The organism is Pseudomonas sp. 50_B, assembly GCF_017491625.1.
In the GTDB taxonomy this organism is placed as follows: domain Bacteria; phylum Pseudomonadota; class Gammaproteobacteria; order Pseudomonadales; family Pseudomonadaceae; genus Aquipseudomonas; species Aquipseudomonas danubii.
The window spans coordinates 1-24,260 of sequence record NZ_JAFGYX010000013.1; the positions used below are offsets into that span (position 1 = coordinate 1).

The window sequence follows — 24,260 nt, forward strand, 5'->3', positions numbered from 1 at the left end:
GCGTTGAAATGGTAATGCCAGGTGACAACATCCAGATGACTGTCACTCTGATCAAAACCATCGCGATGGAAGATGGTCTGCGTTTCGCTATCCGTGAAGGCGGTCGTACCGTCGGCGCCGGCGTCGTAGCCAAAGTTATCGAGTAATCGACGACTCATGAAGAAGCCCCCGCTTGCGGGGGCTTTTTTATTGGGTTGACACTCTGTGGGGCCGTCTATAGAATTGCGCCTCCTTTTAACGGGCGTATTGCGCCCGGTGGGAATAGCAGCCTGGAGTCTGAAATCCAATGCAAAATCAGCAAATCCGTATCAGGTTGAAGGCTTTCGACCATCGCCTGATCGACCAATCCACCCAGGAAATCGTGGAAACCGCGAAACGTACTGGTGCTCAAGTGCGTGGTCCAATTCCACTGCCTACCCGTAAAGAGCGGTTCACCGTTCTGGTCTCCCCGCACGTCAACAAAGACGCGCGTGACCAGTACGAGATCCGTACTCATAAGCGCGTACTGGACATCGTCCAGCCAACGGATAAAACCGTTGATGCTCTTATGAAGCTTGATCTTGCGGCAGGTGTGGAAGTGCAGATCAGCCTCGGCTAAGACTCGGTCTTAGTCGTGTAACGCTCTGAAATGGGCGGCCATAGCGGGTGAAAGCCCCGTACACTCATGAGGTTTACAACATGACTATTGGTGTAGTCGGTCGTAAATGCGGTATGACCCGTATTTTCACCGAAGAAGGTGTCTCCATTCCGGTCACGGTCATTGAGATCGAGCCGAATCGCGTCACCCAGTTCAAAACTGAAGAAACCGATGGCTATCGTGCAGTGCAAGTCACTGTAGGTGAGCGTCGTGCTTCGCGCGTGACTGCTGCTCAAGCAGGTCACTTCGCTAAAGCGAACGTTGCTGCCGGTCGTGGCGTTTGGGAATTCCGTCTTGAAGAAGGCGAGTACCAAGCTGGCGATCTGATCAATGCAGAAATCTTCGCAGCTGGCCAACTGGTAGATGTTACCGGTCAGTCGAAAGGTAAAGGCTTCGCCGGTACCATCAAGCGTTGGAATTTCCGCGGTCAAGATAACACCCACGGTAACTCCGTTTCCCACCGCGTCCCGGGCTCTATTGGCCAGTGCCAGACTCCTGGTCGTGTATTCAAGGGCAAAAAAATGTCCGGTCATATGGGCGCTGAGCGCGTGACCGTGCAGTCCCTGGAAGTAGTGCGCGTCGACGCTGAACGCAATCTGTTGTTGGTCAAGGGTGCTGTTCCTGGCGCTACTGGCGGCAACCTGGTTGTACGTCCGGCGGCCAAGGCTCGCGGTTAAGGGGAAGCTGACATGCAATTAAATGTAAATGACGCTCAAGCGATCGAAGTTTCCGAACTGACATTTGGCGGCGAATTCAACGAGACGCTGGTTCACCAAGCAGTCGTGGCCTACATGGCTGGCGGCCGTCAAGGTAGCAAGCAGCAAAAGACCCGTTCCGACGTTTCCGGTGGCGGCAAGCGCCCATGGCGTCAGAAAGGTACTGGCCGTGCTCGTGCCGGTACTATCCGTAGCCCAATCTGGCGTGGCGGCGGTACCACTTTCGCAGCTCGTCCTCAGGATCACTCCCAGAAGCTGAACAAGAAGATGTATCGCGCAGCAATGCGTTCCATCCTTGCTGAGCTGGTGCGTACTGATCGTCTGGTCGTGGTTCAGGATTTCGCTGTTGAAACTCCGAAAACCAAAGATCTGCTGGGCAAACTGAACAACATGAGCCTGACCGACGTTCTGATCGTGTCGGACGCTGTTGATCAGAACCTGTACCTGGCTGCTCGTAACCTGCCACACGTTGATGTTCGTGACGTGCAAGGTTCCGATCCAGTTAGTCTGATCGCATACGACAAAGTGTTGATCACTGTGTCGGCCGTGAAGAAATTCGAGGAGCTGCTGGGATGAACCAGGAACGCGTATTTAAAGTTCTGCTTGGCCCGCACGTTTCCGAGAAGGCTACGGTTCTGGCAGACAAGAAAGGCCAGTTCGTTTTCAAGGTTGCTACTGACGCAACCAAGCTGGAAATCAAGAAGGCCGTCGAAAGCCTGTTCAGCGTGAAAGTGGAGCGCGTTACTACCCTGAACGTTCTGGGTAAGAGCAAGCGTACCGCTCGCGGTCTGGGCAAGCGTAATGACTGGAAGAAGGCAGTTATCTCCCTTCAGCCAGGCCAAGATCTCGATTTCAGCAGCAGTGCTGAGTAAGGAAGGGGTGCATCATGGCAATCGTTAAATGCAAACCGACTTCCCCTGGCCGCCGTTTTGTGGTCAAGGTGGTCAACCAGGAGCTGCATAAAGGCGCTCCTCACGCACCGCTGCTCGAGAAGAAATCGAAGTCTGGTGGTCGTAACAACAATGGCCGCATTACCACTCGTCACGTTGGTGGTGGTCATAAGCAGCATTACCGTCTGGTCGACTTCCGTCGCAACGACAAAGATGGCATCGCTGCCACTGTCGAGCGTATCGAATACGATCCAAACCGTACTGCTCACATCGCTCTGCTGCTGTACGCAGATGGCGAGCGTCGCTACATCATCGCGCCTAAGGGCGTGAGCGCTGGCGACCAGCTGATCGCAGGTGCTCTGGCACCGATCAAGCCGGGCAACGCTCTGCAACTGCGCAACATTCCAGTTGGTAGCACCGTACACGGCATCGAACTGAAGCCAGGTAAAGGCGCGCAAATCGCTCGTTCGGCTGGTGCTTCGGCTCAGCTGGTCGCTCGTGAAGGCGTCTACGTGACCCTGCGTCTGCGTTCTGGTGAGATGCGTAAAGTGCTGGCTGAATGCCGTGCGACCCTGGGCGAAGTCTCGAACTCCGAGCACAGCCTGCGTTCGCTGGGTAAAGCTGGTGCCAAACGCTGGCGTGGCGTTCGCCCAACCGTTCGTGGTGTTGCCATGAACCCGGTTGACCACCCACATGGTGGTGGTGAAGGTCGTACCTCTGGTGGTCGTCATCCGGTATCGCCATGGGGCTTCCCGACTAAGGGCGCGAAGACTCGTGGTAATAAGCGTACCGACAAAATGATCGTCCGTCGTCGCAAGTAAATAGAGGGATACGACAGTGCCACGTTCTCTGAAAAAAGGTCCTTTTATTGATCTTCACCTACTGAAGAAGATCGAAGTGGCGGCGGAAAAGAACGATCGCAAACCAGTTAAGACCTGGTCGCGCCGTTCCATGATCCTGCCACAAATGGTCGGTCTGACCATCGCTGTGCATAACGGTCGTCAACATGTTCCAGTTCTCGTGAACGAAGACATGGTCGGCCACAAACTGGGCGAGTTCGCCGGTACCCGTACATATCGCGGGCACGTGGCTGACAAGAAAGCCAAGCGTTAAGGGGTAAGGAATGATGGAAGTAGCCGCTAAGTTGTCGGGCGCTCGAATCTCCGCCCAGAAAGCCCGCTTGGTCGCCGACCAGATCCGCGGGAAGAAGGTGGGCGAAGCGCTCAACCTGTTGGCTTTCAGCAGTAAGAAAGCCGCCGAGATCATGAAGAAAGTGCTGGAGTCGGCCGTAGCCAACGCCGAGCATAACGAAGGCGCAGACGTTGATGACCTGAAGGTCTCCACCGTTTTCGTCAACGAAGGGCGTTCGCTGAAGCGCATCATGCCACGTGCCAAAGGCCGTGCTGATCGCATCGTCAAGCGGTCTTGCCATATCACTGTCAAGGTTGCTGACAAGTAACGGAGTCGAAGAGATGGGTCAGAAAGTACATCCCATTGGCATTCGCCTGGGAATCGTCAAGGAGCACACCTCCGTCTGGTACGCAGACGGTCGGACTTATGCGGACTATTTGCTCGCAGATCTGAATGTGCGTGAGTATCTCCAAGACAAACTAAAAAGCGCGTCCGTAAGCCGTATCGATATCCATCGTCCGGCTCAAACTGCACGCATCACCATCCACACCGCTCGTCCCGGCATCGTGATCGGCAAGAAAGGTGAAGATGTTGAGAAGCTGCGTCAGGACCTGACCAAGCAAATGGGTGTGCCTGTGCACATCAATATCGAAGAGATCCGCAAGCCGGAGCTCGACGGTATGCTGGTTGCGCAGAGCGTAGCTCAGCAGCTGGAGCGTCGCGTAATGTTCCGTCGTGCTATGAAGCGCGCTGTACAGAACGCCATGCGCATTGGTGCCAAAGGCATCAAAATCCAAGTGAGCGGTCGTCTCGGCGGTGCTGAAATCGCACGTACTGAATGGTATCGCGAAGGTCGTGTGCCACTGCACACCCTGCGTGCCGATATCGACTATGCCACCTACGAAGCTCACACCACTTATGGTGTGATCGGTGTGAAGGTTTGGATCTTCAAAGGCGAAGTAATTGGTGGTCGCCAAGAAGAGCTGAAGCCGCAAGCACCTGCGCCTCGTAAAAAAGCTGCTAAGTAAGGGGTACGCCAAATGTTGCAACCAAAGCGTACGAAGTTCCGCAAGCAAATGACCGGCCACAACCGTGGTCTGGCATTGCGCGGTAGCAAAGTCAGCTTCGGCGAGTTCGCGCTGAAGTCTGTTGCTCGTGGTCGTCTCACCGCTCGTCAGATCGAGTCAGCGCGTCGTGCTCTGACCCGTCACGTAAAACGTGGTGGCAAGATCTGGATCCGTGTATTCCCGGACAAGCCTATTTCCAAGAAGCCACTCGAAGTTCGGATGGGTAAAGGTAAGGGTAACGTCGAATACTGGGTTGCCCAGATTCAGCCAGGCAAAGTCCTGTATGAAATCGAGGGTGTTTCTGAAGAGCTGGCGCGTGAGGCTTTCGCCCTGGCTGCTGCAAAGCTGCCGCTCGCCACCTCCTTTGTTAAGCGGACGGTGATGTGATGAAAGCGAATGAACTTCGTGAAAAATCCGCACAGCAGCTGAACGAGCAACTGCTCGGCCTGCTGCGCGACCAGTTCAATCTGCGTATGCAGAAAGCAACTGGCCAGTTGGGGCAGTCTCATCTGCTCTCGCAAGTTAAGCGTGACATCGCTCGCGTGAAGACTGTGCTCAACCAGCAGGCAGGTAAGTAATCATGGCTGAAGCCGAAAAAACTGTCCGTACGCTGACTGGCCGTGTTGTCAGCGACAAGATGGACAAGACCATCACCGTTCTGATCGAGCGTCGCGTTAAGCACCCTATCTACGGTAAATACGTTAAGCGTTCGACTAAGCTGCACGCGCACGACGAAACCAATCAGTGCCACATCGGCGACAAAGTCACTATTCGTGAAACTCGTCCGATGGCCAAGACCAAGTCTTGGGCTCTGGTTGATGTTCTCGAACGCGCTGTGGAAGTCTAAGGGCTAGGGGTCGGAGAAATTATATGATTCAGACTCAATCCATGCTCGATGTGGCCGATAACAGCGGCGCTCGCCGCGTTATGTGCATCAAGGTGCTGGGTGGCTCCCATCGTCGTTACGCTGGTATCGGTGACATCATCAAAGTTACCGTCAAGGAAGCAATTCCTCGCGGTAAGGTGAAAAAAGGCCAAGTGATGACTGCAGTTGTAGTCCGCACTCGCCATGGTGTTCGTCGTGCTGACGGCTCCATCATCCGCTTTGATGGCAACGCTGCTGTTCTGTTGAACAACAAGCAAGAGCCGATCGGCACCCGTATCTTTGGGCCAGTGACCCGTGAACTTCGTACTGAGAAGTTCATGAAGATCGTCTCGCTCGCCCCAGAAGTGCTGTAAGGAGATCCGACATGCAAAAGATTCGTCGTGACGACGAGATCATCGTGATCGCCGGCAAAGACAAAGGTAAGCGCGGTAAGGTGCTTAAAGTTCTGGCTGATGACCGTCTGGTTGTCGGTGGCCTGAACTTGGTCAAGCGTCATACCAAGCCTAACCCGATGTCGGGCGTACAGGGCGGTATCGTCGAGAAAGAAGCGCCACTGCACGCTTCCAACGTCGCCATTTTCAACGGCGAAACCAACAAGGCTGACCGCGTTGGTTTCAAAGTAGAAGACGGCAAAAAAATTCGTGTCTTCAAGTCGACCCAAAAAGCGGTTGATGCTTGAACACTGCTAGGTAGAAGACCATGGCACGACTAAAAGAGATTTACCGGAAGGAAATCGCTCCGAAACTTAAGGAAGAACTTAAGCTTTCGAACGTGATGGAAGTTCCGCGCGTTACCAAAATCACCCTGAACATGGGTCTGGGCGAAGCAATCGGCGACAAAAAAGTCATCGAGCATGCTGTTGCTGACCTGGAAAAGATCACCGGCCAGAAAGTCGTTGTGACCTACGCTCGTAAATCCATCGCTGGCTTCAAAGTCCGCGAAGGATGGCCGATCGGCGTCAAAGTGACCCTGCGCCGTGAGCGTATGTACGAGTTCCTGGATCGTCTGCTGTCGATCTCCCTGCCTCGGGTTCGCGACTTCCGCGGCCTGAATGCCAAGTCCTTCGATGGTCGTGGTAACTACAGCATGGGCGTGAAAGAGCAGATCATTTTCCCGGAAATCGATTACGACAAGATCGATGCTCTCCGCGGTCTGGACATTACCCTGACCACCACTGCTAAGAACGATGATGAAGGCCGCGCTCTGCTGCGTGCTTTCAAATTCCCGTTCCGCAACTGATTGGAGTAGGAAAATGGCCAAGAAGAGCATGAAAAACCGTGAGCTGAAGCGTCAGCTTACTGTTGCCAAGTACGCCACCAAGCGTGCAGCGCTGAAAGCTATCATCGTGGATCTGAACGCAAGTCCAGAAGCCCGTTGGGAAGCTACCGTAGCGCTGCAGAAGCAGCCACGTGACGCAAGCGCCTCGCGCATGCGTAACCGCTGCCGCCTGACTGGTCGTCCGCACGGCGTTTACCGCAAGTTCGGCCTTGGCCGTAACAAGCTGCGTGAAGCTGCAATGCGTGGTGACGTACCAGGTCTGGTTAAAGCCAGCTGGTAATAGCTATCAAAGTCGCGGTGGTCGGGCTCGTAAGATCCCGATCACCGGTGGCCTTGAATCTGAATCAAGCCCCTTTTGGGGCTTGATTCATTTCTGGGGTGTGTCTAGAATGACCGGCTCGCCTGAGCCCGTGTTTTTTGCCCGGAATTTCTCGGCGACAGTTGTAGCCGCAAGGCTAATTCTTTTTGTATCAGGAGCATCTAGCCCATGAGTATGCAGGACCCGTTAGCGGACATGCTAACTCGAATCCGTAATGCCCAGATGGCTGAAAAGTCCGTCGTAAGCATGCCGTCTTCCACGCTGAAGGTGGCTGTAGCAAAAGTCCTGAAGGACGAAGGTTACATCGCGGGTTATCAGATCAGCAGCGAAATCAAACCTCTGCTGTCCATCGAGCTGAAATACTTCGAAGGCCGTCCGGTCATCGAGGAAGTGAAGCGCGTTAGCCGTCCAGGCCTGCGTCAGTACAAGTCCGTTGAAGAACTGCCGAAAGTACGTGGCGGCCTTGGCGTGTCTATCGTCTCCACCAACAAAGGTGTGATGACTGATCGTGCTGCGCGCGCTGCCGGTGTCGGCGGCGAAGTTCTTTGCACTGTGTTCTAAGGGGGGATAAGCATGTCTCGCGTCGCTAAGAACCCCGTTAAGCTGCCAGCTGGTGTCGAAGTTAAATTCGCCGGCCAACAGCTTTCGGTGAAGGGTGCCAAGGGCACTCTCGAACTGAACGTTCACTCGTCCGTTGAAATTGTTGAGGAAGCTGGTGAGCTGCGTTTCGCTGCTCGCAATGGCGACCAACAAACTCGTGCAATGGCCGGTACCACTCGTGCTCTGGTAAACAACATGGTCCAAGGCGTTAGCCAAGGCTTCGAGCGTAAGCTCCAGCTGGTCGGTGTTGGTTACAAGGCACAAGCAAAAGGCACAGTGCTGAACCTGGCCCTCGGCTTCTCGCATCCAGTGGATTACGAACTGCCGGAAGGCATCACCGCTGAGACTCCTAGCCAGACCGATATCCTGATCAAGGGCATCGATAAGCAGCTGGTAGGTCAAGTGGCCGCTGAGATCCGCGACTTCCGTCCACCAGAGCCTTACAAAGGTAAAGGTGTGCGCTACGCGGACGAAGTCGTCCGTCGTAAAGAAGCCAAGAAGAAGTAGGGCATAGCAAATGACCGACAAAAAAGTTACTCGACTGCGTCGCGCTCGCAAAGCACGCCTGAAAATGCACGAACTCGAAGTCGTGCGTCTCTGCGTGTTCCGCTCTTCGCAGCACATCTACGCCCAGGTCATTTCGGCCGACGGCAACAAAGTCTTGGCGAGTGCCTCGACTTTGGATAAAGAACTGCGTGATGGCGCCACTGGCAACATCGACGCGGCCACTAAGGTTGGCCAGCTGGTCGCTACGCGTGCAAAAGCCGCTGGCGTCTCGCAGGTGGCTTTCGACCGCTCTGGCTTCAAGTACCACGGCCGCGTCAAGGCGCTGGCTGATGCTGCTCGTGAAGCTGGGCTGGAGTTCTAAGTTATGTCAAATAACGACCAAAAGCGCGACGAAGGCTACATCGAGAAGCTGGTTCAAGTTAATCGCGTAGCCAAAACCGTTAAAGGCGGCCGTATCTTCACTTTCACCGCGTTGACCGTGGTTGGTGATGGTAAGGGCCGTGTTGGCTTCGGCCGTGGCAAGTCGCGTGAAGTGCCTGCTGCGATCCAGAAGGCAATGGAAGCTGCTCGCCGCAACATGATCCAAGTTGATCTGAACGGCACCACTCTGCAGTACGCTATGAAGTCCGCTCATGGCGCTTCCAAGGTGTACATGCAGCCTGCTTCTGAAGGTACCGGTATCATCGCTGGCGGCGCTATGCGTGCTGTCCTTGAAGTTGCTGGTGTTCAGAACGTTCTGGCCAAGTGCTACGGCTCGACTAACCCAGTAAACGTGGTTCATGCCACTTTCAAAGGTTTGAAGGCTATGCAGTCCCCTGAATCCATTGCCGCCAAGCGTGGCAAAAGCGTCCAGGAGATCATCTGATCATGGCTACCGTTAAAGTAACGCTGATCAAAAGCATGACCGGCCGTATCCCTAACCACAAACTGTGCGTTAAGGGTCTGGGCCTGCGTCGCATCGGTCACACTGTAGAAGTCCAAGATACTCCCGAGAACCGCGGGATGATCAACAAGGCTTACTACATGCTGCGTGTCGAGGGTTAATCGATGAAACTCAATGATCTGAGTCCAGCGCCGGGTTCCCGTCGCGAAAAGCATCGTCCGGGCCGTGGTATCGGTAGTGGTTTGGGTAAGACTGGTGGCCGTGGTCACAAAGGTCAGACTTCCCGCTCCGGTGGCACCATCGCTCCAGGCTTTGAAGGCGGTCAACAGCCGCTGCATCGTCGCCTGCCGAAGTTCGGTTTCGTTTCCCTGAAAGCCATGGACCGCGCAGAAGTGCGTCTGTCCGAGTTGGCCAAAGTGGAAGGCGACATCGTTACCGTGCAGTCCCTGAAAGATGCCAACGTGATTAACCAGAACGTTCAGCGTGTGAAAATCATGCTGTCCGGCGAAGTTACTCGCGCTGTGACCATCAAGGGTATCGCAGCCACCAAAGGTGCGCGTGCGGCTATCGAAGCAGCTGGCGGCAAGTTCGAGGAATAAATGGCTAAGCAAGGTGCTCTCTCTGCGCTCGGCAAAGGCGGTATGTCTGAACTCTGGGCTCGTCTGCGTTTTCTGTTCCTGGCGATTATCGTCTACCGAATAGGCGCACACATCCCGGTTCCAGGTATCAACCCGGACCGACTCGCAGACCTGTTTCGACAGAATGAGGGGACCATTCTTAGCTTGTTCAACATGTTTTCCGGCGGCGCGCTGGAGCGGATGAGCATTTTTGCACTGGGGATCATGCCGTACATCTCGGCTTCGATCATCATGCAACTTATGACAGCCGTCAGTCCGCAGTTGGAGCAGTTGAAGAAGGAAGGTGAAGCTGGCCGTCGCAAGATCAGCCAGTACACCCGCTACGGCACTGTCGTCCTAGCTCTGGTTCAGGCCATCGGCATGTCCGTTGGTCTGGCAGGGCAGGGCGTTGCGTTCACTGGTGACTTTGGCTTCCATTTCGTCGCGGTATCCACGTTTGTGGCTGGTGCGATGTTCATGATGTGGCTGGGTGAGCAGATTACTGAGCGTGGTGTTGGCAACGGTATCTCGATGTTGATTTTCGCAGGTATCGTCGCCGGTCTTCCGAGAGCGATCGGGCAGTCTTTCGAGTCTGCGCGTCAGGGTGATATCAACATTTTTGCCTTGGTTGCGATCGGTTTGCTGGCAGTAGCGATTATCGGTTTTGTGGTGTTCATTGAGCGTGGCCAGCGTCGTATTGCTGTTCACTACGCCAAGCGTCAGCAGGGCCGCAAGGTTTTTGCTGCGCAGACCAGCCACTTGCCGCTGAAAGTGAATATGGCCGGTGTAATTCCTGCTATCTTCGCGAGCAGCATTTTGCTGTTTCCGGCTTCGTTGGGTGCCTGGTTCGGTCAGTCTGAAGGTATGGGCTGGTTGCAGGACATCTCGCAGTCGATCGCTCCTGGTCAGCCGTTGAATATTCTGCTGTTTAGTGCAGGGATTATTTTCTTCTGCTTCTTCTATACGGCGTTGATGTTCAATCCGAAAGACGTAGCGGAAAACCTGAAGAAGTCCGGTGCCTTTATTCCGGGCATCCGTCCAGGTGAGCAGTCGGCGCGCTACATTGATGGCGTTCTGACCCGCTTGACCATGTTCGGTGCTCTATATATGACGGCCGTGTGTCTGTTGCCCCAGTTCCTGGTGGTTGCTGCAAACGTTCCGTTCTACCTTGGCGGGACCTCGTTGCTGATCGTGGTCGTGGTTGTTATGGACTTTATGTCGCAAGTACAATCGCACCTCGTTTCCCACCAGTACGAATCCCTGATGAAGAAAGCCAACCTGAAGGGTTACGGCAGCGGCATGCTGCGCTAATCCATAAGGTTCGAGGAGTTGGTGATGAAAGTTCGTGCATCGGTGAAAAAGCTGTGCCGTAACTGCAAGATTATTCGCCGCGAAGGTGTTGTTCGAGTAATTTGCAGCGCGGAACCGCGTCACAAACAGCGCCAAGGCTGAGTGTGATTGTGCTTCAAGCCCGGCAGCTAGTGCGCTGCCGGGTTGATTATTTGTTATTACAGCGATATTATCTCGCGCCCTATTTCTTGGCTTCCGGGGCGTAGGTAGCTGTCAATTGGAGTCCCACTGAATGGCCCGTATTGCAGGCGTTAACATTCCAGATAACAAGCATACTGTTATCTCGCTGACCTACATCTATGGTGTTGGTCGCACTACTGCGCAGAAAATCTGTGCAGTGACTGGGGTCAACCCAGCTGCGAAGATCAAGGATCTGAGCGACGAGCAAATTGAACAGCTGCGTGGCGAAGTGGCGAAGTTCACCACTGAAGGTGACCTGCGTCGCGAAATCAACATGAAAATCAAACGCTTGATGGATCTGGGCTGCTACCGCGGTCTGCGCCATCGTCGTGGTCTTCCAGTGCGCGGTCAGCGTACCAAGACCAACGCGCGTACTCGCAAAGGTCCGCGTAAGCCGATCCGCAAGTAATCGCACCAGCGAATCGACAGGAATTTAGTCATGGCAAAACCTGCTGCTCGTCCTCGTAAAAAGATTAAAAAGACAGTGGTTGATGGCATCGCCCACATCCACGCGTCTTTCAACAACACCATCGTGACCATTACCGACCGTCAAGGTAACGCTCTTTCCTGGGCAACCTCCGGTGGTTCGGGTTTCCGCGGTTCTCGCAAGTCCACCCCGTTCGCTGCTCAAGTAGCTGCCGAGCGTGCTGGTCAAGCTGCGCTGGAATATGGCCTGAAGAACCTCGACGTTAACGTCAAGGGCCCAGGTCCAGGTCGTGAATCCGCAGTCCGCGCTTTGAACGGCTGTGGCTACAAGATCGCCAGCATCACCGACGTGACGCCAATCCCGCACAACGGGTGCCGTCCGCCGAAGAAGCGCCGCGTGTAATCCAGGAGATTGTAAAGAATGGCTCGTTACATTGGTCCAAAATGCAAACTGGCTCGTCGCGAAGGCACCGATCTCTTCCTGAAGAGCGGCGTGCGCGCTATCGAATCCAAGTGCAACATCGAAGCAGCTCCTGGCATCCACGGCCAGCGTCGTGGTCGTCAATCCGACTACGGTACTCAGCTGCGTGAAAAGCAAAAAGTTCGTCGTATCTACGGCGTGCTCGAGCGTCAATTCAGCGGCTACTACAAACAAGCAGCTGGCAAGAAGGGCGCAACCGGCGAGAACCTGTTGCAACTGCTCGAATGCCGTCTGGACAACGTTGTATACCGCATGGGCTTCGGTTCTACTCGTGCCGAGTCCCGTCAGCTGGTATCGCACAAGTCGATCAGCGTAAACGGTCAGACCGTTAACGTTCCGTCCTACCAGGTTCGTGCTGGTGACGTGGTTGCTGTTCGCGAGAAAGCAAAAAATCAACTTCGCATTGTCCAAGCTCTCGATCTGTGTGCTCAACGTGGCCGCGTAGAATGGGTAGAAGTAGACACTGAGAAGAAGTCGGGCGTTTTCAAGAACGTTCCAGCTCGCAGTGATCTGTCCGCCGACATCAACGAAAGCCTGATTGTCGAGCTCTACTCCAAGTAAGGGCTAGAAAATAGGTGCATCCATGCAGATTTCGGTAAATGAGTTCCTGACACCCCGCCACATTGATGTGCAGGTTGTCAGTCCAACCCGCGCCAAGATCACCCTCGAGCCTCTCGAGCGTGGTTTTGGCCACACCCTGGGCAACGCGCTGCGCCGCATCCTGTTGTCCTCAATGCCCGGCTGTGCAGTAGTCGAGGCCGAGATTGACGGTGTGCTCCACGAGTACAGCGCCATCGAAGGTGTACAGGAAGACGTAATTGAAATCCTGTTGAACCTTAAAGGTCTGGCTATCAAGCTGCACGGCCGTGACGAAGTTACGCTGACCTTGTCGAAGAAGGGTTCGGGGGTGGTTACCGCTGCCGATATTCAGCTGGATCATGATGTCGAGATCGTTAACCCCGATCACGTAATCGCTAACCTGGCGTCTAACGGCGCCCTGAACATGAAGCTCGTAGTAGCTCGTGGTCGTGGTTATGAACCGGCCGACTCGCGTCAGAGCGATGAAGACGAAAGCCGCAGCATTGGTCGCTTGCAGCTTGACTCTTCGTTCAGCCCGGTTCGCCGTATCGCATACGTGGTGGAAAACGCCCGTGTCGAGCAGCGTACTAACCTGGACAAGCTGGTTATTGATCTGGAAACCAACGGTACTCTGGATCCTGAAGAGGCTATCCGTCGTGCTGCAACCATTCTGCAACAGCAGTTGGCTGCGTTCGTCGACCTCAAAGGTGACAGTGAGCCAGTGGTAGTCGAGCAGGAAGACGAGATCGATCCGATCCTGCTTCGCCCGGTTGACGATCTGGAACTGACTGTACGTTCGGCTAACTGCCTTAAGGCGGAAAACATTTACTACATCGGCGACCTGATTCAGCGTACCGAAGTAGAACTGTTGAAGACTCCGAACCTGGGCAAGAAATCCTTGACCGAAATCAAGGACGTTCTGGCCTCCCGCGGTCTGTCCCTCGGCATGCGCCTCGACAACTGGCCGCCTGCAAGTCTTAAGAAGGACGACAAGGCGACTGCCTGATCGTCGTAATCACCGAACGTTGTGTTTGGTAAGGAATGAACCATGCGTCATCGTAAAAGTGGGCGTCACCTGAGCCGCACCAGCTCGCACCGCAAGGCCATGTTCCAGAACATGGCGGTGTCGCTGTTCGAGCACGAGCTGATCAAAACTACACTGCCGAAAGCTAAAGAACTGCGCCGCGTTGCCGAGCCGCTGATCACTTTGGCCAAGACAGACAGCCTGGCTAACCGCCGTCTGGCTTTCGACCGTACTCGTTCGAAAGCTATCGTTGGTAAGCTCTTCAACGACCTGGGCAAGCGTTATGCTACCCGTGAGGGTGGCTACCTGCGCATCCTCAAGTGCGGTTTCCGCGCTGGCGACAACGCTCCTATGGCGTACGTTGAACTGGTTGATCGTGCTGTCGGCGGTGAAGCTGTATCCGCTGAGTAAGACGTCAGTCTGAAACAAGGAACCGGGCCTAGTGCCCGGTTTTTTGTATCTGTATGTATTAGATATTTCTATCGTTAGCTAATGTGTAATGCATTGGATCTTGTAACACTGCTGGTCAATACTCTTCGTCAGCCGATTAGCCGGCAGTTTCACAGACTGACAGAGGAAGATTGTGCATGAGCCAGACCAAAACTCTTACTACCGCTAGTGGCGCTCCTGTCGCTGATAACCAGAATTCCCGTTCCGCCGGCCCTCGTGGCCCGCTGCTTCTCGACGATTTTCACCTGATCGAAAAGCTCGCCCATTTCAATCGCGAGAATATCCCTGAGCGTCGCGTGCACGCCAAGGGCTCGGGTGCCTACGGCACTTTCACGGTCTCTCGCGACATCACCCAATACACCAGTGCCAAGTTGTTTGAAGCGGTTGGCAAGAAAACTCCGACCTTCCTGCGTTTCTCTACAGTAGGCGGCGAGCGTGGTTCGGCTGACACCGAGCGCGATCCCCGCGGCTTTGCCCTTAAGTTCTACACCGAAGAAGGCAACTGGGACATTGTGGGTAACAACACTCCGGTCTTCTTTATTCGTGACCCGCTGAAGTTTCCCGATTTCATCCACACCCAGAAGCGCCTTCCTCAGAGCAACCTGAAAAGTGCTCAGATGATGTGGGACTTCTGGTCGCATTCGCCTGAGGCGCTGCACCAGGTAACCATTCTGTTTTCCGATCGGGGCATTCCAGACGGTTACCGTCATATGCACGGCTTTGGCAGTCACACCTACAGCCTGATCAACGCCAAGGGCGAGCGGCACTGGGTCAAGTGGCACTACAAGACCAAGCAGGGCATCAAGAATCTGGCGCCGGCAGAGGCTGCACGTCTGGCGGGTACCGATCCGGATTACGCTCAGCGCGACCTGTTCAACGCGATCGAGCGTGGCGACTTTCCGAAGTGGAGCGTGTGCATCCAGATCATGACTGAGGCGCAAGCCGCGGCGCACTATGAGAACCCGTTCGATGTGACCAAGACCTGGTCGCAGAAGGAGTTCCCGTTGATCGAGGTTGGCGAGTTGGAGTTGAACCGCAATCCGCTGAACTACTTCGCTGAGGTCGAACAGGCCGCTTTCGGACCAAGCAACATGGTGCCAGGGGTCGGGCTTTCTCCAGATCGCATGCTGCAGGGCCGGGTGTTTGCTTACGCCGATGCTCACCGTTATCGCGTTGGTACCAATCACCAGCAACTGCCAGTGAATGCGCCGCTGAGCCCGGTGAACAGCTATCAGCGCGACGGCTCCATGGCTTTCGGAAGCAATGGCGGTGCTGCGCCGAACTACGAGCCCAACAGCTACAGCGATGCGCCTAAGCAGGCTCCACGCTACGCAGAACCGCCCCTTGCCCTTAGCGGTGGCGCAGACCGCTACGATCATCGCGAAGACACCGACTATTACAGTCATGCAGGAGCTCTGTTCCGCTTGATGAATGATGAGCAGAAGGCTCTGTTGATCAACAACATTGCCGGTGCCATGACTGGAGTGACTGCTGATGTGGTTGATCGTCAGCTGCAACATTTCTATAAGGCTGACCCGGCTTACGGCGAGGGTATTGCCAAGGCTTTGGGTGTATCGCTCAAGTAAGTCTAAATAAGAAGCAGAACCGCCCTCATTTGGGCGGTTTTTGCGTTATTTATACTGCTTTTCTCAGATAATCTTCACTTTTTCGGTTATTTCTAAGTGACCTGCAAGTCAGCTTGGTTCACACTATCGACTTTCAAGCAGGGAGATGTAGGGCGATGCAAGGTCACCCGGACGTAATCGATTACCTCAACACGTTGCTGACGGGCGAACTGGCAGCACGCGACCAATATTTCATCCACTCGCGGATGTACGAAGACTGGGGCTTTACCAAGCTCTACGAGCGTATCAACCACGAAATGGAAGAAGAGGCGCAACACGCCGATGCCCTGATGCGCCGCATTCTGATGCTCGAAGGCACGCCGCGCATGCGTCCTGACGATCTCGACACCGGGACCACGGTGCCGGACATGCTGGCCAGCGACTTGCGCCTTGAATACAAGGTTCGCGCTGCGCTGTGCAAAGGCATCGAGCTGTGTGAACTGCACAAGGACTACGTCAGCCGCGACATTCTGCGTATCCAGTTGGCAGATACCGAGGAAGATCACACCTACTGGCTGGAGAAGCAGTTGGGCCTGATCAAATCCATCGGGCTGGAGAACTACCTGCAGTCGCAGTTCTGACTGCATAAGGCGTGGATACCGGTTCGTGAGCAAGCTCGCTCCTACGGTAGATGCGTCAAGCCTGAGATGTAAAAAAGCCCCTGTCACCGTGAGATGACAGGGGCTTTTTCATGGGGCTCAGGCTCGATCGCGGCTTAGCAGCGGCTTGAGGTAGTGCCCGGTGTGGGACTGCGGCATTTCCGCTACCTGTTCCGGGGTGCCGACGGCGATGATCTGGCCGCCTTTGGAGCCGCCTTCCGGCCCCAGGTCCACCAGCCAGTCGGCCGTTTTGATCACATCCAGGTTGTGCTCGATCACTACCACTGTGTTGCCGTGATCACGCAGGCGGTGCAGGACGTCGAGCAATTGCTGGATATCCGCGAAGTGCAACCCAGTGGTCGGTTCATCGAGGATATACAGGGTCTTGCCAGTGTCACGCTTGGACAGCTCGCGTGACAGCTTGACCCGTTGAGCCTCGCCGCCAGACAGCGTGGTAGCCGACTGACCGAGCTTGATGTAGGACAGGCCCACATCCATCAGGGTCTGCAGCTTACGCGCCAGGGCCGGGACGGGAGCGAAGAATTCGCGGGCCTCCTCGATGGTCATTTCCAGCACCTCGTGGATGCTCTTGCCCTTGTACTTGATCTCCAGCGTCTCGCGGTTGTAGCGCTTGCTCTTGCACACATCGCAGGGCACGTAGATGTCCGGCAGGAAGTGCATCTCGACCTTGATCAAGCCATCGCCCTGGCAGGCTTCGCAGCGTCCACCCTTGACGTTGAAGGAGAAGCGTCCAGGCCCGTAGCCTCGGGAACGGGACTCAGGAACCCCAGCGAACAACTCACGGATCGGCGTAAACAGCCCGGTGTAAGTGGCTGGGTTGGAGCGCGGAGTACGACCGATCGGGCTCTGATCGATATCCACGACCTTATCCAGGTGCTGCAGACCATTGATGCTGTCGTGAGGCGCTGCTTCCAGGGTCGTGGCACCGTTCAATGCTGTGGCGCTCAATGGAAACAGGGTGTTGTTGATCAGCGTCGACTTGCCCGAGCCGGAAACCCCGGTCACGCAGGTCAGCAGGCCGATGGGAATTTTCAGGTCGACATTGCGCAGGTTGTTGCCGCGAGCGCCCTTGAGTGTCAGGGACAGCTTCTTGTTGCGCGGCGTACGTTTGGCCGGCACCACGATCTTCACCCGGCCCGACAAGTACTTGCCGGTCAACGAGTCCGGGTGCGCCATGACTTCAGCAGCCGTGCCTTCGGCGACGATACGGCCACCGTGCACACCGGCGCCCGGGCCGATATCCACCACATAGTCGGCCAGGCGGATAGCGTCTTCGTCGTGTTCAACCACGATTACGGTGTTGCCAATATCCCGCAGGTGTTTCAGGGTCCCCAGCAGCCGATCATTGTCCCGCTGGTGCAGGCCAATGGATGGTTCGTCGAGGATGTACATGACCCCCACCAGGCCGGCACCGATCTGGCTGGCCAGGCGAATACGCTGAGCTTCGCCGCCGGACAGGGTATCGGCGCTGCGATCCAGGGTGAGGTAGTCGAGCCCGACGTTCACCAAGAACTGCAGGCGCTCGCGGATCTCCTTGAGGATCTTGTCGGCAATCTCACCACGGCGTCCGGTGAGTTTCAGCGTACCGAAGTAGTTCGTGGCATCGCCGATGGGCAGGCTGGTGACCGCCGGCAGGGTCTTCTCGCCGACCCAGACATGGCGAGCCTCGCGACGCAGGCGCGTGCCACGGCAATCCGGACAGGGCTGGGTGCTGAGAAACTTGGCCAGCTCTTCACGGACGGTGGCCGATTCGGTCTCCCGGTAGCGCCGCTCCAGGTTTGGCACTATGCCTTCGAAGGGGTGGGAGCGCTTGACGATGTCGCCCCGGTCGTTGAGGTACTTGAAGTCGACGTTCTGGGTGCCGCTGCCGTGCAGGATGACCTTCTGCTGATCCGCCGGCAGTTGGTTGAACGGCACTTCCAGGCTGAAGCCGTAATGAGAGGCCAGTGAACCGAGCATCTGAAAGTAATAGACGTTGCGTCGGTCCCAGCCGCGAATCGCCCCTTCGGCCAAGGTCAGTTCGCCATTGACCAGGCGCTTGATGTCGAAGAACTGCTTGACCCCCAGACCGTCGCAGGTAGGACAAGCGCCGGCGGGGTTGTTGAAGGAGAACAGCTTGGGTTCCAGTTCGCTGATGGCATGACCGCAAATCGGGCAGGCGAAACGCGCGGAGAAGATCATCTCTTCCCCCGGCTCGTCGTCCATCGGCGCTACCAGGGCAATCCCGTCCGCCAGTTTCAGCGCGGTTTCAAAGGACTCTGCTAGACGCTGCTGCAGATCGCCACGCACCTTGAAGCGGTCGACCACCACATCGATGGAATGCTTCTTCTGTTTATCCAGCTTCGGCAACTCGTCCAGTTCAAACAGCTTGCCGTTGACCCGGGCCCGCACGAAGCCCTGGGCCCGCAGCTCTTCAAAGACCGAGAGGTGTTCGCCCTTGCGCTCACGAATGACCGGGGCCAGCAGCATCAGCTTGCTGCCTTCGGGCTGCGCCAGCACCAGGTCGACCATCTGGCTGACGGTCTGGGCTTCCAGCGGAATGTCGTGGTCCGGACAGCGCGGGGTGCCCACGCGAGCATAGAGCAGGCGCAGGTAATCGTAGATTTCGGTAATGGTGCCGACGGTGGAGCGCGGGTTGTGAGAGGTGGATTTCTGTTCGATGGATATCGCCGGCGACAGCCCTTCGATGGTGTCGACATCGGGCTTTTCCATCATCGACAGGAACTGTCGGGCGTAAGCCGACAGCGATTCGACATAGCGGCGCTGGCCTTCGGCATAAAGCGTGTCGAAAGCCAGGGACGACTTGCCGGACCCAGACAGCCCGGTGATGACGATCAACTTGTCCCGCGGCAGGGTCAGGTCGATGTTCTTCAGGTTGTGGGTGCGGGCCCCACGAATCAGAATCTTGTCCAAAAGTGGCCTCGATCGGCGGGCGTAAAGGCAGGAGTATAAAACCAAACACTGGATGGATGCACACTATCATGCGGTGCTTTTTTGCTCGCTGTTGGGGCTGCGCGGCAAAGCGTCGCCATATACCCCCTCAATCGATCGGACTGGTAGAATCGCCGCCGGTTCACATGAGGTTTATCCATGCACGATCCCCACAGCGAACGCATGAGTGGCAGCGAGACCCGCGCAGCGAGCGGTCTGGCCCTGGTGTTCGCCTTCCGTATGCTTGGCATGTTTATGGTACTGCCGGTCCTGGCGACCTATGGAATGGATCTCGCAGGAGCGACCCCGGCTCTGATCGGCTTGGCGATTGGCGCCTATGGTCTGACCCAGGCGGTTTTCCAGATTCCCTTCGGCATCATTTCCGACCGTATCGGTCGTCGCCCAGTGATTTACCTGGGGTTGATCGTGTTCGCCCTGGGCAGCGTGCTGGCGGCCAATGCCGATTCGATCTGGGGCGTGATCGCCGGACGAATCCTGCAAGGTGCCGGGGCGATTTCCGCCGCAGTGATGGCGCTGCTTTCGGACCTGACCCGCGAGCAGCACCGGACCAAGGCCATGGCCATGATCGGCATGACCATCGGCCTGTCCTTTGCCGTGGCCATGGTAGTCGGTCCGCTACTGACCCGCAGTTTTGGTCTGTCGGGGCTGTTCCTGGCCACGGGGGCCATGGCCCTGGTGGGCATCCTGATCGTTGCTTTCATGGTCCCGCGCTCCACCGGCCCGTTGCAGCACCGCGAGTCCGGCGTGGCGCGCCAAGCGCTGATCCCGACCCTCAAGCATCCCGATCTGCTGCGCCTGGATCTTGGTATCTTCGTGTTGCACGCCATGCTGATGTCGAGCTTCGTCGCCTTGCCCCTGGCACTGGTGGAAAAGGCCGGTTTGCCCAAGGAACAGCACTGGTGGGTCTACCTCACCGCGTTGCTGATTTCCTTCTTCGCCATGATCCCGTTCATCATCTATGGCGAGAAAAAACGCAAGATGAAACGAGTTCTGCTCGGCGCGGTCAGTACGCTGCTGCTCACCGAGCTATTCTTCTGGGAGTTCGGCGACAGTTTGCGGGCGCTGGTGATCGGCACCGTGGTGTTCTTCACCGCATTCAACCTGCTGGAGGCGTCGTTGCCGTCGCTGATCAGCAAGGTCTCGCCGGCAGGCGGCAAGGGCACGGCGATGGGGGTGTATTCCACTAGCCAGTTCCTCGGTTCGGCACTGGGCGGCATCCTCGGCGGCTGGTTGTTCCAGCATGGCGGTTTGTCGGTTGTGTTCCTTGGATGCGCAGGTCTGGCTGCACTCTGGTTGGGCTTTGCTGTTACCATGCGCGAGCCTCCATATGTGACGAGCCTGCGCTTGCCGTTATCGCCTGAAGCGATCCGCGAAGCTGGTCTGGTTGAGCGCCTGAAAGCCGTCGCTGGAGTAACAGATGCCGTGGTGGTGGCCGAAGAGGCTGCCATTTACATCAAATTGGACACCGAATTATTGGATCGCGCGACGCTCGAGCAGTTGGTCAACTCAGCGCCGTCGCCGCGCGAAGCCTAGGAGAACGTTATGGCCCGTGGGGTTAACAAAGTCATATTGGTCGGTACTTGCGGCCAGGATCCCGAAGTTCGCTATCTGCCTAACGGTAACGCCGTGACCAACCTGAGTCTGGCCACCAGCGAACAGTGGACCGACAAGCAGACCGGTCAGAAGGTCGAGCGCACCGAGTGGCACCGTGTTTCGATGTTCGGCAAGGTCGCTGAGATTGCCGGTGAGTACCTGCGCAAGGGTTCCCAGGTCTACATCGAGGGCAAACTGCAGACTCGCGAGTGGGAAAAAGACGGCATCAAGCGCTACACCACCGAGATCATTGTCGACATGCAAGGCACCATGCAGCTGCTGGGTGGCCGTCCACAGGGCGACCAGCAAGGCCAGGGCGGCATGTCCAACTCGGCACCGCGTCCTCAGCAGTCCCGTCCTGCTCCGCAGCCACAGCGTGAGTCGCGTCCGGCGCCACAGCAGGCCGCTCCGCAGCCGGCACCGGATTTCGACAGCTTCGATGACGATATTCCGTTCTGATTGCTCCCTCGAGCATTCAGTATCGATGAGAAAGGGGCCCCGTACAGGGCCCCTTTTTTATGCTGGACTGTTTCCTTTCAGGCGCTGGGATTGGGCTCAAAGTTGCACTCGGCGCAATCGACCGCTCAGGGCAACCACCTGATGATCCGGTGTGGGAATCGGCCGTCCACTGAGGCCCATGCCTTCGCTCACCAGCACCGCCCCCTCGACGCAGCACAGATTGGACGGTGTATCCAGTTCGTTGGCGAGCACTTGCACACTGCGTTGCTGCAGGTCGCAGCGCAGCAGCCGTCCACTGAAGCGGGCAAAGCCGCCGTGCAAGGTCTCGCCGGACCAGTCGGGCTGCAGGGGCTGCAACAGCCGGTCGCACAGTTCCAGCACCAGAATCCGCTCCTGCGGGTCCAGCGCCAGCCCGGTGGGCAATTGCAGCCCGCGAATCAGTACCTCGATCCTGCCACTCTCGGGCCAGACCCGGATTACCTGGCCCGCCTTGTCGGCGAAGTCGATGCCCTTTCGCGCCGGGTCACTGTGCAGCTCGCCAGAGAACAGGCTGATCAGCACCGCGTCGGTCTGTGGCTCATGCACCAGGGTCACGGGTACGGCTTCCTGGCCCTGATCCAGGTCGGGCAGTTGGGCCAGGATCTGCTCCTCACCCTGAGTGAACTCCACCAACTGGTTGGTATCGGGCTTGACCGCCAGCCAGCTCTGGCGCGCGGGGTGATAGCACAATGAGTTGAGGTTGCCGTGGCTGTGGAACAGCGGCTCGGGCGGGCTGTATTGCAGGTCCAGAAGCTTGGAACCGGCGACGTAATCGGTCTGGCTGGCCAGGTAGCGCCCGGCACCGAAGGCAATGTCCGACAGCCCCATGATTTCATCGCGCAGCATCCGCGACTGCATGTTCATCGAGCGAAAGCCCTTGGCCAGAACCTCGGGTGGCAGGTAGGTGCCGGGGGCGTGAGGATCTGGTCGCAGGCGACTGATGCGACCGCTGAACGCTTGATCCGGCAGGCCTGAGCCAGCTTCCACCAGCAGCAGGCTGCCATCGTTTTCCACGCAGATACCGCGAGGGTTGAGCAGCCCCTGGGCGATGATGCTGCTTGAGCGCAGCAACTGTTCCGGCTGGGCGGGAATGTGTAAAGCAACGGGCATGGTCTTCTCCTTGTTCAAGGTTGCCAGGGCGTGCCGTTGAGATAGGCGGTCAGCAGGGAGCGCTGGCTCGGCGACATCGAACGCACCACGGACATGTACAAGGTGGTGTTCTGGTACTCGGGGGATATCCGGGCCAGGATCGCCTGTTTGTAACCCATCACCGCGTCGGGTTGATTGAGCTGGATATAGCGCGACATGGCGGGGAAGGCCAGGTAATGAAAGCGCAGCACGTTTTGAAACGCCTGCTCCCAGGTGACGATGCTGCCGGTTGGAATGCCGAAGTCGCTCCAGGCGTACTTGCGGAAGTTGCTGAAGCTCTGGGTCAGAGGGTTGTTGTCGATGGTGTAGGTCAGTGTGGTGAAACCGGCCTGGGTATTGGAACCGGCGACGGGGACGACGTTGAAGCTCACCGAAGGTTGACCAGCCGGTACCGTTACCGAGTTCGGAAGCTCCAGGAAGTTCCAGTAGCGATTGGCTTGATAGGCGGCGGTCGCCGAGGCGTCGATGCTGATTGGCGTATCTTCCTGTACCGGTGCTCCCAGGTAACGGACTTGCAAGGTGATCTGCACGCCGCTGCTGTCGGGGTCCAGGTAGGTGTTGCGCTGATCGCTGTAGACCCGATACGGGCATTCGGGAGCCGACAGCGCCGGGTTGCGGGTGGTCCCGGGGGCACTGATGCACAAGGGCGTGCTCTGCACCAACTGTGTCTGGGTCGAGTTGAGCGGCACGTCGATGATGCCGCCGTACCGGTAGTAGTCCTGCAGCAGCGGGTCGCTGGGCTCAAAGCTCGCCAGGGGCGTTGTTCCGGCCGCAATGGTGACGGTCCCGTAGTCGGCGTTGGGACCGATGGGGCTGGTGATGTCGTCGCGTACAGCCCTGAACGTCTGCTTGGGGATCAGGTTGACCATGTCGATGCTCAGTTGCCCGTTGGCAACTTCGGCATAGGCAACGCTGTTGATGTTCAGGTCTTTGTCGGCATTGATGATTTGCCGGCCTGGCGGACAGATTTGCGGCTCATCGGTAAACGCCGTGGCCAGGGTGCCGATGACTCGGCCGATGCTCGGGTTCGGGCTGAACTGGTTGGCGGCGTAGTCGGCATTCAATTGCTCGGTAGTCAGGGTCGGACACATTTCGAACATCACGAAACGCAGCACGATCCCAGTCGCGTTAGGCGCTTCGATCAGGGCCCTGAGTCCGGCACTTTCCTTGTTGTAGCTGACGATGCTGCTCAGCGGAAAGGTCAGTTGAAAGGTGCCGCTGGCATGGAAGGAACCTGGTGAGTCCATGGTTGCCGGCTCCAGCACCCGGGTGTTGAGGTCGAAGCTGCTGCACACGGTATCCCAGCGAATCAGTAGCTCAGGCGTGTTGCCGTTGCCGATCTGCAGGCCTCCGACAAAGATCTGGGTCGTGGTGCTGGCTGTGGGGTCCAGGTCGACCATCATCGGGCCGGAGTAGGGCCCTTGTCCGGTGCCGGGTGTAACGGAGCCGAGTAGGTAGACCGGTTGGCCGACCATATCCCCTTCCAGCGCAATGTTGCCCGGGGTGCCTTGGGAACTGATCAACGCTTTGTGCAGTGTCACCACGTGTTCGCCATAGTGGTTCCAGCCGCCGGCCGTGTACCGGCTGTTGGGGCCGATTCTCGGGTCCGGGGCGTTGATCAGTTGGTACAGGTGCTCATCGCTGTAGGTCTTGGCCTGGTCCGCCACGGTCGAGGTGGTCAGGTCGAACAGCTCAAGGGACGTGGTGATGCCGTTGGGCAAGGTCGGCGAGTTGTTCGGCACGCTGACGTCGGTGGAGATACCGCCCCAGAAGTTCAGTCGGGGTCCATTCAATATGCTCAT

Annotated in this window: 35 protein-coding genes and 1 pseudogene; 33 read left to right on the forward strand and 3 right to left on the reverse strand. The window is 56.9% G+C overall.

Features of this window, described 5'->3' with window-relative positions:
* From J5M73_RS18905 to bfr, 31 genes and pseudogenes are all read left to right on the forward strand, one after another.
* Positions 1 to 146 (forward strand): annotated as a pseudogene (locus tag J5M73_RS18905) (elongation factor Tu); the annotation flags it as partial.
* Between the two features lie 140 nt (positions 147 to 286).
* Positions 287 to 598, forward strand: a complete 312-nt coding sequence (gene rpsJ / locus J5M73_RS18910; RefSeq protein ID WP_003186070.1) for a 30S ribosomal protein S10 — start codon at positions 287 to 289, stop codon at positions 596 to 598.
* Positions 599 to 678: 80 nt separating this feature from the next.
* Positions 679 to 1,314: a 50S ribosomal protein L3 gene (gene rplC / locus J5M73_RS18915; protein WP_007924205.1), complete on the forward strand. Its 636-nt coding sequence runs from the start codon at positions 679 to 681 to the stop codon at positions 1,312 to 1,314.
* Between the two features lie 12 nt (positions 1,315 to 1,326).
* Positions 1,327 to 1,929, forward strand: coding sequence for a 50S ribosomal protein L4 (gene rplD, locus J5M73_RS18920; RefSeq protein ID WP_007924200.1), 603 nt, complete (start codon positions 1,327 to 1,329; stop codon positions 1,927 to 1,929).
* Positions 1,926 to 2,225, forward strand: coding sequence for a 50S ribosomal protein L23 (rplW, locus tag J5M73_RS18925; RefSeq protein WP_002555488.1), 300 nt, complete (start codon positions 1,926 to 1,928; stop codon positions 2,223 to 2,225). Before rplD ends, rplW begins: the two co-directional genes overlap by 4 nt.
* A 14-nt stretch (positions 2,226 to 2,239) precedes the next feature.
* Entirely contained in the window at positions 2,240 to 3,064 is an 825-nt protein-coding gene (gene rplB, locus J5M73_RS18930) for a 50S ribosomal protein L2 (RefSeq protein WP_011063775.1), read from the forward strand.
* 16 nt (positions 3,065 to 3,080) lie between these two features.
* Positions 3,081 to 3,356 (forward strand): 30S ribosomal protein S19, encoded by a 276-nt coding sequence (gene rpsS / locus J5M73_RS18935; protein WP_002555486.1) that lies wholly within the window; start codon positions 3,081 to 3,083, stop codon positions 3,354 to 3,356.
* 13 nt (positions 3,357 to 3,369) lie between these two features.
* Positions 3,370 to 3,702, forward strand: a complete 333-nt coding sequence (gene rplV / locus J5M73_RS18940; protein ID WP_003103908.1) for a 50S ribosomal protein L22 — start codon at positions 3,370 to 3,372, stop codon at positions 3,700 to 3,702.
* 13 nt (positions 3,703 to 3,715) lie between these two features.
* Positions 3,716 to 4,402: a 30S ribosomal protein S3 gene (gene rpsC, locus J5M73_RS18945; RefSeq protein WP_007924192.1), complete on the forward strand. Its 687-nt coding sequence runs from the start codon at positions 3,716 to 3,718 to the stop codon at positions 4,400 to 4,402.
* A 12-nt stretch (positions 4,403 to 4,414) separates the two neighbouring features.
* Positions 4,415 to 4,828, forward strand: a complete 414-nt coding sequence (gene rplP, locus J5M73_RS18950) for a 50S ribosomal protein L16 (RefSeq protein WP_003228729.1) — start codon at positions 4,415 to 4,417, stop codon at positions 4,826 to 4,828.
* Positions 4,828 to 5,019, forward strand: a complete 192-nt coding sequence (gene rpmC / locus J5M73_RS18955; RefSeq protein ID WP_002555481.1) for a 50S ribosomal protein L29 — start codon at positions 4,828 to 4,830, stop codon at positions 5,017 to 5,019. The genes rplP and rpmC overlap by 1 nt, the downstream gene beginning before the upstream one ends.
* 2 nt (positions 5,020 to 5,021) lie before the next feature.
* Complete coding sequence (gene rpsQ, locus J5M73_RS18960) at positions 5,022 to 5,288, forward strand: 30S ribosomal protein S17 (protein WP_003194644.1); 267 nt, start codon at positions 5,022 to 5,024, stop codon at positions 5,286 to 5,288.
* Between the two features lie 23 nt (positions 5,289 to 5,311).
* On the forward strand, positions 5,312 to 5,680 hold the full coding sequence (gene rplN, locus J5M73_RS18965) for a 50S ribosomal protein L14 (protein ID WP_002555479.1): 369 nt from the start codon (positions 5,312 to 5,314) through the stop codon (positions 5,678 to 5,680).
* Between the two features lie 11 nt (positions 5,681 to 5,691).
* On the forward strand, positions 5,692 to 6,006 hold the full coding sequence (gene rplX / locus J5M73_RS18970) for a 50S ribosomal protein L24 (RefSeq protein ID WP_007896770.1): 315 nt from the start codon (positions 5,692 to 5,694) through the stop codon (positions 6,004 to 6,006).
* Between the two features lie 20 nt (positions 6,007 to 6,026).
* A complete protein-coding gene (gene rplE, locus J5M73_RS18975; RefSeq protein ID WP_003210069.1) occupies positions 6,027 to 6,566 on the forward strand; it encodes a 50S ribosomal protein L5 in 540 nt (179 codons plus the stop codon).
* Between the two features lie 13 nt (positions 6,567 to 6,579).
* Positions 6,580 to 6,885, forward strand: coding sequence for a 30S ribosomal protein S14 (gene rpsN, locus J5M73_RS18980; protein ID WP_003228726.1), 306 nt, complete (start codon positions 6,580 to 6,582; stop codon positions 6,883 to 6,885).
* A gap of 207 nt (positions 6,886 to 7,092) precedes the next feature.
* Complete coding sequence (gene rpsH, locus J5M73_RS18985) at positions 7,093 to 7,485, forward strand: 30S ribosomal protein S8 (protein ID WP_011063773.1); 393 nt, start codon at positions 7,093 to 7,095, stop codon at positions 7,483 to 7,485.
* A gap of 12 nt (positions 7,486 to 7,497) precedes the next feature.
* Entirely contained in the window at positions 7,498 to 8,031 is a 534-nt protein-coding gene (gene rplF / locus J5M73_RS18990) for a 50S ribosomal protein L6 (protein ID WP_025129400.1), read from the forward strand.
* Between the two features lie 10 nt (positions 8,032 to 8,041).
* Positions 8,042 to 8,392, forward strand: a complete 351-nt coding sequence (gene rplR / locus J5M73_RS18995) for a 50S ribosomal protein L18 (protein WP_003186037.1) — start codon at positions 8,042 to 8,044, stop codon at positions 8,390 to 8,392.
* Positions 8,393 to 8,395: 3 nt separating this feature from the next.
* On the forward strand, positions 8,396 to 8,896 hold the full coding sequence (gene rpsE / locus J5M73_RS19000) for a 30S ribosomal protein S5 (protein WP_007924184.1): 501 nt from the start codon (positions 8,396 to 8,398) through the stop codon (positions 8,894 to 8,896).
* Between the two features lie 2 nt (positions 8,897 to 8,898).
* Entirely contained in the window at positions 8,899 to 9,075 is a 177-nt protein-coding gene (rpmD, locus tag J5M73_RS19005) for a 50S ribosomal protein L30 (RefSeq protein WP_003176408.1), read from the forward strand.
* A 3-nt stretch (positions 9,076 to 9,078) separates the two neighbouring features.
* A complete protein-coding gene (gene rplO, locus J5M73_RS19010) occupies positions 9,079 to 9,513 on the forward strand; it encodes a 50S ribosomal protein L15 (RefSeq protein ID WP_007924183.1) in 435 nt (144 codons plus the stop codon).
* Positions 9,514 to 10,842, forward strand: coding sequence for a preprotein translocase subunit SecY (gene secY, locus J5M73_RS19015; RefSeq protein WP_007924182.1), 1,329 nt, complete (start codon positions 9,514 to 9,516; stop codon positions 10,840 to 10,842).
* Between the two features lie 24 nt (positions 10,843 to 10,866).
* Positions 10,867 to 10,983: a 50S ribosomal protein L36 gene (rpmJ, locus tag J5M73_RS19020; RefSeq protein WP_002555468.1), complete on the forward strand. Its 117-nt coding sequence runs from the start codon at positions 10,867 to 10,869 to the stop codon at positions 10,981 to 10,983.
* Positions 10,984 to 11,113: 130 nt separating this feature from the next.
* Positions 11,114 to 11,470, forward strand: a complete 357-nt coding sequence (rpsM, locus tag J5M73_RS19025) for a 30S ribosomal protein S13 (protein WP_003186020.1) — start codon at positions 11,114 to 11,116, stop codon at positions 11,468 to 11,470.
* A gap of 30 nt (positions 11,471 to 11,500) precedes the next feature.
* Positions 11,501 to 11,890: a 30S ribosomal protein S11 gene (rpsK, locus tag J5M73_RS19030; protein WP_007924177.1), complete on the forward strand. Its 390-nt coding sequence runs from the start codon at positions 11,501 to 11,503 to the stop codon at positions 11,888 to 11,890.
* An 18-nt stretch (positions 11,891 to 11,908) separates the two neighbouring features.
* On the forward strand, positions 11,909 to 12,529 hold the full coding sequence (rpsD, locus tag J5M73_RS19035) for a 30S ribosomal protein S4 (RefSeq protein WP_011063772.1): 621 nt from the start codon (positions 11,909 to 11,911) through the stop codon (positions 12,527 to 12,529).
* A 22-nt stretch (positions 12,530 to 12,551) separates the two neighbouring features.
* Positions 12,552 to 13,553: a DNA-directed RNA polymerase subunit alpha gene (gene rpoA, locus J5M73_RS19040; protein WP_007970428.1), complete on the forward strand. Its 1,002-nt coding sequence runs from the start codon at positions 12,552 to 12,554 to the stop codon at positions 13,551 to 13,553.
* Between the two features lie 42 nt (positions 13,554 to 13,595).
* Positions 13,596 to 13,982 carry a 50S ribosomal protein L17 gene (rplQ, locus tag J5M73_RS19045; protein WP_007924175.1) on the forward strand — a complete coding sequence of 129 codons (387 nt, stop codon included), beginning with the start codon at positions 13,596 to 13,598 and terminating at the stop codon, positions 13,980 to 13,982.
* A gap of 176 nt (positions 13,983 to 14,158) precedes the next feature.
* Positions 14,159 to 15,607, forward strand: a complete 1,449-nt coding sequence (locus tag J5M73_RS19050; RefSeq protein ID WP_102865261.1) for a catalase — start codon at positions 14,159 to 14,161, stop codon at positions 15,605 to 15,607.
* A gap of 155 nt (positions 15,608 to 15,762) precedes the next feature.
* Positions 15,763 to 16,227 (forward strand): bacterioferritin, encoded by a 465-nt coding sequence (bfr, locus tag J5M73_RS19055; RefSeq protein ID WP_025129396.1) that lies wholly within the window; start codon positions 15,763 to 15,765, stop codon positions 16,225 to 16,227.
* A gap of 117 nt (positions 16,228 to 16,344) precedes the next feature.
* Here the strand turns inward: bfr and uvrA are convergent, their stop codons facing one another.
* Positions 16,345 to 19,179 (reverse strand): excinuclease ABC subunit UvrA, encoded by a 2,835-nt coding sequence (gene uvrA, locus J5M73_RS19060; RefSeq protein WP_207815982.1) that lies wholly within the window; start codon positions 19,177 to 19,179, stop codon positions 16,345 to 16,347.
* Between the two features lie 177 nt (positions 19,180 to 19,356).
* On the opposite strand from uvrA, the gene J5M73_RS19065 reads away from it, so the two are divergent.
* Both J5M73_RS19065 and J5M73_RS19070 read left to right on the forward strand, forming a co-directional pair.
* Positions 19,357 to 20,751, forward strand: coding sequence for an MFS transporter (locus J5M73_RS19065; protein ID WP_102865263.1), 1,395 nt, complete (start codon positions 19,357 to 19,359; stop codon positions 20,749 to 20,751).
* Between the two features lie 9 nt (positions 20,752 to 20,760).
* On the forward strand, positions 20,761 to 21,270 hold the full coding sequence (locus tag J5M73_RS19070) for a single-stranded DNA-binding protein (RefSeq protein WP_011063767.1): 510 nt from the start codon (positions 20,761 to 20,763) through the stop codon (positions 21,268 to 21,270).
* Between the two features lie 96 nt (positions 21,271 to 21,366).
* On the opposite strand, the gene J5M73_RS19075 is transcribed toward J5M73_RS19070, so the two are convergent.
* Together J5M73_RS19075 and J5M73_RS19080 are read right to left on the reverse strand one after the other, a co-directional pair.
* Positions 21,367 to 22,419: a hypothetical protein gene (locus J5M73_RS19075; RefSeq protein WP_102865264.1), complete on the reverse strand. Its 1,053-nt coding sequence runs from the start codon at positions 22,417 to 22,419 to the stop codon at positions 21,367 to 21,369.
* Positions 22,420 to 22,433: 14 nt separating this feature from the next.
* Complete coding sequence (locus J5M73_RS19080) at positions 22,434 to 24,260, reverse strand: hypothetical protein (RefSeq protein WP_102865265.1); 1,827 nt, start codon at positions 24,258 to 24,260, stop codon at positions 22,434 to 22,436.

Coding starts and splice junctions, on each gene's coding strand:
- J5M73_RS19050 (WP_102865261.1), top strand. CDS start 14,159: ATGAGCCAGACCAAAACTCTTACTACCGCTAGTGGCGCTCCTGTCGCT.
- J5M73_RS19070 (WP_011063767.1), top strand. CDS start 20,761: ATGGCCCGTGGGGTTAACAAAGTCATATTGGTCGGTACTTGCGGCCAG.
- rplV (WP_003103908.1), top strand. CDS start 3,370: ATGGAAGTAGCCGCTAAGTTGTCGGGCGCTCGAATCTCCGCCCAGAAA.
- rplW (WP_002555488.1), top strand. CDS start 1,926: ATGAACCAGGAACGCGTATTTAAAGTTCTGCTTGGCCCGCACGTTTCC.
- rplD (WP_007924200.1), top strand. CDS start 1,327: ATGCAATTAAATGTAAATGACGCTCAAGCGATCGAAGTTTCCGAACTG.
- bfr (WP_025129396.1), top strand. CDS start 15,763: ATGCAAGGTCACCCGGACGTAATCGATTACCTCAACACGTTGCTGACG.
- rpsH (WP_011063773.1), top strand. CDS start 7,093: ATGAGTATGCAGGACCCGTTAGCGGACATGCTAACTCGAATCCGTAAT.
- J5M73_RS19065 (WP_102865263.1), top strand. CDS start 19,357: ATGCACGATCCCCACAGCGAACGCATGAGTGGCAGCGAGACCCGCGCA.
- rplR (WP_003186037.1), top strand. CDS start 8,042: ATGACCGACAAAAAAGTTACTCGACTGCGTCGCGCTCGCAAAGCACGC.
- rpsJ (WP_003186070.1), top strand. CDS start 287: ATGCAAAATCAGCAAATCCGTATCAGGTTGAAGGCTTTCGACCATCGC.
- rplP (WP_003228729.1), top strand. CDS start 4,415: ATGTTGCAACCAAAGCGTACGAAGTTCCGCAAGCAAATGACCGGCCAC.
- J5M73_RS19075 (WP_102865264.1), bottom strand. CDS start 22,419: ATGCCCGTTGCTTTACACATTCCCGCCCAGCCGGAACAGTTGCTGCGC.
- rplN (WP_002555479.1), top strand. CDS start 5,312: ATGATTCAGACTCAATCCATGCTCGATGTGGCCGATAACAGCGGCGCT.
- rpsC (WP_007924192.1), top strand. CDS start 3,716: ATGGGTCAGAAAGTACATCCCATTGGCATTCGCCTGGGAATCGTCAAG.
- rpsD (WP_011063772.1), top strand. CDS start 11,909: ATGGCTCGTTACATTGGTCCAAAATGCAAACTGGCTCGTCGCGAAGGC.
- rplB (WP_011063775.1), top strand. CDS start 2,240: ATGGCAATCGTTAAATGCAAACCGACTTCCCCTGGCCGCCGTTTTGTG.
- rpmJ (WP_002555468.1), top strand. CDS start 10,867: ATGAAAGTTCGTGCATCGGTGAAAAAGCTGTGCCGTAACTGCAAGATT.
- rplQ (WP_007924175.1), top strand. CDS start 13,596: ATGCGTCATCGTAAAAGTGGGCGTCACCTGAGCCGCACCAGCTCGCAC.
- rpmC (WP_002555481.1), top strand. CDS start 4,828: ATGAAAGCGAATGAACTTCGTGAAAAATCCGCACAGCAGCTGAACGAG.
- secY (WP_007924182.1), top strand. CDS start 9,514: ATGGCTAAGCAAGGTGCTCTCTCTGCGCTCGGCAAAGGCGGTATGTCT.
- J5M73_RS19080 (WP_102865265.1), bottom strand. CDS start 24,260: ATGAGCATATTGAATGGACCCCGACTGAACTTCTGGGGCGGTATCTCC.
- rpoA (WP_007970428.1), top strand. CDS start 12,552: ATGCAGATTTCGGTAAATGAGTTCCTGACACCCCGCCACATTGATGTG.
- rplX (WP_007896770.1), top strand. CDS start 5,692: ATGCAAAAGATTCGTCGTGACGACGAGATCATCGTGATCGCCGGCAAA.
- rpmD (WP_003176408.1), top strand. CDS start 8,899: ATGGCTACCGTTAAAGTAACGCTGATCAAAAGCATGACCGGCCGTATC.
- rplO (WP_007924183.1), top strand. CDS start 9,079: ATGAAACTCAATGATCTGAGTCCAGCGCCGGGTTCCCGTCGCGAAAAG.
- rplF (WP_025129400.1), top strand. CDS start 7,498: ATGTCTCGCGTCGCTAAGAACCCCGTTAAGCTGCCAGCTGGTGTCGAA.
- rplC (WP_007924205.1), top strand. CDS start 679: ATGACTATTGGTGTAGTCGGTCGTAAATGCGGTATGACCCGTATTTTC.
- rplE (WP_003210069.1), top strand. CDS start 6,027: ATGGCACGACTAAAAGAGATTTACCGGAAGGAAATCGCTCCGAAACTT.
- rpsE (WP_007924184.1), top strand. CDS start 8,396: ATGTCAAATAACGACCAAAAGCGCGACGAAGGCTACATCGAGAAGCTG.
- rpsQ (WP_003194644.1), top strand. CDS start 5,022: ATGGCTGAAGCCGAAAAAACTGTCCGTACGCTGACTGGCCGTGTTGTC.
- rpsM (WP_003186020.1), top strand. CDS start 11,114: ATGGCCCGTATTGCAGGCGTTAACATTCCAGATAACAAGCATACTGTT.
- rpsN (WP_003228726.1), top strand. CDS start 6,580: ATGGCCAAGAAGAGCATGAAAAACCGTGAGCTGAAGCGTCAGCTTACT.
- rpsK (WP_007924177.1), top strand. CDS start 11,501: ATGGCAAAACCTGCTGCTCGTCCTCGTAAAAAGATTAAAAAGACAGTG.